This is a genomic window from Streptomyces huiliensis (assembly GCF_020037025.1).
GTDB lineage: Bacteria > Actinomycetota > Actinomycetes > Streptomycetales > Streptomycetaceae > Streptomyces > Streptomyces huiliensis.
This window is the reverse complement of record NZ_JAIQLH010000448.1, coordinates 1-4,467: the sequence shown is the minus strand read 5'-3', so window position 1 is coordinate 4,467 and position 4,467 is coordinate 1. Positions and strand designations below refer to the sequence as shown.

At 77.7% G+C, this 4,467-nt stretch carries 4 protein-coding genes; 1 reads left to right on the top strand and 3 read right to left on the bottom strand.

Going from position 1 to position 4,467, the window contains the following annotated elements:
• Both JNW98_RS34980 and fmt read right to left on the bottom strand, forming a co-directional pair.
• Window positions 1-846, bottom strand: an 846-nt coding sequence (locus tag JNW98_RS34980) for a transcription antitermination factor NusB (protein WP_308015704.1), incomplete at its 3' end; no start/stop codon positions are given.
• A gap of 40 nt (window positions 847-886) precedes the next feature.
• Entirely contained in the window at window positions 887-1,831 is a 945-nt protein-coding gene (fmt, locus tag JNW98_RS34975) for a methionyl-tRNA formyltransferase (protein ID WP_223772299.1), read from the bottom strand.
• Between the two features lie 295 nt (window positions 1,832-2,126).
• Here fmt and JNW98_RS34970 point away from each other — a divergent pair, with 295 nt between their 5' ends.
• Entirely contained in the window at window positions 2,127-2,651 is a 525-nt protein-coding gene (locus JNW98_RS34970) for a hypothetical protein (RefSeq protein WP_223772298.1), read from the top strand.
• A 399-nt stretch (window positions 2,652-3,050) separates the two neighbouring features.
• Here the strand turns inward: JNW98_RS34970 and JNW98_RS34965 are convergent.
• Window positions 3,051-4,467, bottom strand: a 1,417-nt coding sequence (locus JNW98_RS34965; protein ID WP_223772297.1) for a primosome assembly protein PriA, incomplete at its 5' end; no start/stop codon positions are given.

The window sequence follows — 4,467 nt, the reverse complement described above, 5'->3', positions numbered from 1 at the left end:
CGCGGCGGCGAGGGCGAGGGCGACGAGCTGGCTGCCCTCGTCCTGGACGCCGGCCCGGCCCTCGCGCACGGCGTCGATCGCGCCGGGCTCGCCGCCCTCGACCAGCCGGACGGCGTGCGGCGACCAGCGTCCCGGCAGGGCGCGGTCCTCGCCGAGCGCGGTCAGCAGCTCGGCGGCGGAGGCGCGGCCGGGCCGGGCGACGAGGGTGACGTCGGGCCGCTCGTTGTCGGCGTCGAGCAGGTCCTCGATGCCGGCGCGGCTGCCGCCGAGGGCGTCCCACAGCGCGGAGACGATCCAGCGCGGGTGCGCGTGGACGACGGCGAGGTGCTCCTCGGGGTCGTCCTCGTAGGGCGGGGCGACCCGCTCCAGCCAACCGTCCAGGTCGTGCGCGGTGACCTTGCGCAGCACGGCGTTGACGAACTTCGCCCGCCCGTCGCCGCAGACCACACGGGCCAGTTCGACGGTGGCCGAGACGGCCGCGTGCGGCGGGATGCGGGTGCCGAGCAGCTGGTGGACGCCGAGGCTCAGCACGTCGAGCACCGGCGGGTCCACCTCGCGCAGCGGCCGGTCGACGCAGGCGGCGATGATCGCGTCGTACGTCCCCTGCCGGCGCAGCGTGCCGTAGACCAGCTCGGTGGCGAGTGCGGCGTCGCGGGCGTCGAAGTCCTCGTGCTTCTCCCGCGCCTTGCGCAGCAGCGGGGGGAGCACCAGGTTCGCGTACGCGTCGCGCTCGTCGACGGCCCGCAGCGCCTCGAAGGCGAGGATCCGGACCGGGTCCTTCTTGGGCCGGCGGTGCGGCTTCGCAGGACGGCCGTTCTTCCGGCGAGGCGGCTGCTGATCGTTCACGAAAGGTGCTCCGGAGCTGGGGGTGACGAAGGGTTCCAGCCTACGCGGCCGGGCCGTCCCCGAGCTTCTCGCCTGCGGTGATGCGGACGCCGCGGGCCCAGTCGGCGGCCTGCATGGGCTTCTTGCCCTGCGGCCGCACCCACTGGAGCTCGACGGCGTGCGAGCCGGTGCCGACGTGGACGCTCTTCTTCCCGGCGGCGATCTCGCCCGGCGCGAGGTCCGTGCGCTCCGGGGCGAGCGCCAGCGACATGACCTTCAGCCGCTCGCCGCGGAACACCGTCCACGCGCCGGGGGCGGGGGCGCAGCCGCGGACGACGCGGTCGCAGCGCAGGGCGGGGGCGGTCCAGTCGATCCGGGCGTCCTCGACGCTGATCTTGGGGGCCAGGGAGACGCCCTCGGCGGGCTGCGGGACGGCCTCCAGGGTGCCGTCCTCGATCCCGTCCATCGTCGCGGCGAGCAGCCCGCCGCCGGCGAGCGCGAGCCGGGTCAGCAGGTCGCCGCTGGTGTCGGTGGGGCGGACCTGCTCGGTGAGGACGCCGTAGACCGGCCCGGAGTCGAGCCCCTCCTCGATGAGGAAGGTGGAGGCGCCGGTGACCTCGTCGCCGGCCATGACGGCGTGCTGCACGGGGGCGGCGCCGCGCCAGGCCGGGAGCAGCGAGAAGTGCAGGTTCACCCAGCCGTGCCGGGGGATCTCCAGGGCGGCCTTGGGCAGCAGCGCGCCGTAGGCGACGACCGGGCAGCAGTCGGGCGCGATCTCGCGGAGCCGGGCGAGGAAGTCCTCGTCGCGCGGCCGGTTCGGCTTGAGGACCTCGATGCCCGCCTCCTCGGCGCGCTCGGCGACCGGGCTGGCGACCATCCGGCGGCCGCGGCCGGCCGGGGCGTCCGGCCGGGTGACCACGGCGACGACCTCGTGGCGGTCCGAGGCGAGCAGGGCGTCGAGGGCGGGGACCGCGACCTCGGGGGTACCGGCGAAGACGAGCCTCATGGGTGGCGAACTACCTCTCACGCGCCGAGCGGAACGGCGCACAGTCTAGGCCGTGCGCGGGGCGACCGCCCCTGCGGCCCGACGGCCGGCCCGACGGCTCGGACAAGGGGCGTGCGGCTCACCGCACGCCCCATTCCGGCGGATGTGCGCCCCCATAGCGTGACCCGTCCGGCCTTGGCGCGTTGGGTCAAGAGAGATTGACCGACCAGCCGGACCGCCACCGCGGCCCACCCTGATGGACCGTCAACTCTCGCCCGCATTCCCCCCGTTCACCGCCGGTCCGAGAGGCTTGTTGATGCCCGACCACGCAACTCATGACGCCCAGGCACGAGCCAGCCTGCATCTCCTGGTCCGGGACATCGAGCGGGTCCGCCGACAGGTGGACGCGCTGCGTACCCTGACCGCTCAGCTGGGCAATGTCTACCGTCCACGCCGCACGGGCCCCTCGGCGGGCTTCGTCGTCTACGGCCGGGCGCCCGCCCCGACCGTCCGGCTCGCCCAAGAGCTGCGCGACAGCGTCGAGACGCTGGTGACCGCGGCGGTGGACTTCGACCGCTCGCTCGGCTTCTCGTGGGACGCGGTGGGATCGGCGCTCGGCGTCACCAAGCAGGCGGTCCACCGCCGCTACGGCGCCCGCCGCGCCAACGGCCAGACCGCCACCGAGCCGGCCCCGCCCGCCGAGCAGCCGGCGACGGTCGGCGCCCCGTCCGTCCCGGTCGTCCCCGTCGTCCCGGCGGCCCGCTCGGTCCCGGGCCAGCCCGCGGGCTCCCACCGCGAGGAACCGCGCCCGCCGGCTTTCCCGGGGCCGCGGAACGGGTGAGGGCCGCCGCGCGGGCGGACGGGCGGTTCCGGTCCCTTCTCGGGCTCGGCTCGGCCGACGGCGTACGAGCCGACGCGGGGCCGCCTCCCCGTAGCCACGGCCGGCACCGGGCAGGCCGGGCCCGGAACGGCAACCGACCCGATCCGGAACGGCCCATCGACCTTGGCCGGCCGGCCGCGCGACGACGCCCGGTCCGAACGGCCCTCCGGCCGCCCCGTCGGCTGTCGGCGAGCCGGCCGGCCGCCGGCACCGGGGCGCCCGTCGGACCGGACGTGACCGGTCGACCGCAGACGTACCCGTCCCGGCGGTACCGACCGCCGTCGCCCGGCGGCCGCCAAAGGGACCGCAGCCCGCCTCGGACGGGCACGCCGGCCGGAGCATGCCGCCCCCCCGTTCCGCTCAGCCGATGTCCGGCGGATCCATCCTCAGCCGTACCGGCTCGCCGTCGCGGCGGGCGAGGCGGACCGCCTGGGCGGTGCGCAGGGCGGCGGCCATCGCGGCACCCTGACCGGGGCGGACGCGGACCAGCGCCCGCTCCCAGTGCTCTCCCGGCGGCGGGTCGCCGGGGCGGCGCGGGCGCCCGGCGGCCGCCGGCGGCACCGGAACGGGCCCGAGCACGTCGGCACCCTCCGGCAGCTCCGCCGCCGCCAGGAACTCCGCGACGGCCTCCGGCGGCCCGCTGACCGCTGCCATCCGGGAGACCGGCGGGAAACCGAGCTCCTCCCGTTCGGCGAGCTCCCGCACGGCGTGGCCCGCAGGGTCCCAGCGGACCAGCGCCTGCACCGGCCGCAGCGTCGGCTCGGCCACGACGACGACCGTGCCGCCCGCCTCCTGCCCCCGCACCAGCGCGGACGCGGCCAGCCAGCGGCGCAGCGCCTCCTCCCCCGCCCGCAGGTCGGGCAGCCCGAGCAGCGCCCAGCCGTCGAGCAGCAGCGCCGCGGCGTAACCGCCCTCGGCGACCGGCTCGGCACCGGGGGTGGCGACGACCAGGGCGGGCGTACCGGGGACGGTGTCCAGCACGTGGTCGCGGCCCGAGGTGCGGACCGGGACGGCGGGGAACGCCCGGCCGAGTTCCTCGGCGGTCCGGCGCGCGCCCACGATCTGGGCCCGCAGCCGGGATCCGGCGCACTCGGGGCAGTGCCAGTTCACCGCCTCCACGCCGCACCAGGCGCAGTGCAGCGCGCCGTCGGCGCCGCGCGCCTCCAGGGGGCCGGCGCAGCGCCCGCACCGCGCGGGCTCGCGGCACCGCTCGCAGGCGAGCCGGGGGACGTAGCCCCGGCGGGGCACCTGGACCAGCACCGGGCCGTGCCGCAGGCCCTCCCGGGCGGCCTGCCAGGCCAGTGAGGGCAGGCGGGCGGCGCGGGCCGCCTCGTCCCGGGCGAGGTCGCCGTCGCCGACCGTGCGGACCAGTGGCGCGGCGGCCCGGACGCGGGCCCGGTCGGCGGCCAGCGGCAGCGCCCAGCCGGTACGGACCAGCTGGGCCGCCTCGACACTGCACCCGAAGGCGCCGAGCAGGAACCCGGCCTTCTCCTGGGCCGCCCGCAGCAGCAGCACCTCGCGGGCGTGCGGCTGCGGCGCGTGCTGCTCGGAGTGGCTGGAGTCGGCGTCATCCCAGATCGCGACGAAGCCCAGGTCGTGGACGGGCGCGAACATGGCGGCGCGGGTGCCGACGACGGCCCGTACCGCGCCGCGGCTGACCGCGAGCCAGCGCCGGTAGCGCTCTTCGGGCCCGGTGTCGGCGGTCAGCAGGACGTGCCGGCCGGGCCCGAGCAGCGCGGTGAGCGCGGCGTCGACCCGGGCGGCGGCCCGGCCGTCG

Coding starts and splice junctions, on each gene's coding strand:
- JNW98_RS34970 (WP_223772298.1), top strand. CDS start 2,127: ATGCCCGACCACGCAACTCATGACGCCCAGGCACGAGCCAGCCTGCAT.
- fmt (WP_223772299.1), bottom strand. CDS start 1,831: ATGAGGCTCGTCTTCGCCGGTACCCCCGAGGTCGCGGTCCCCGCCCTC.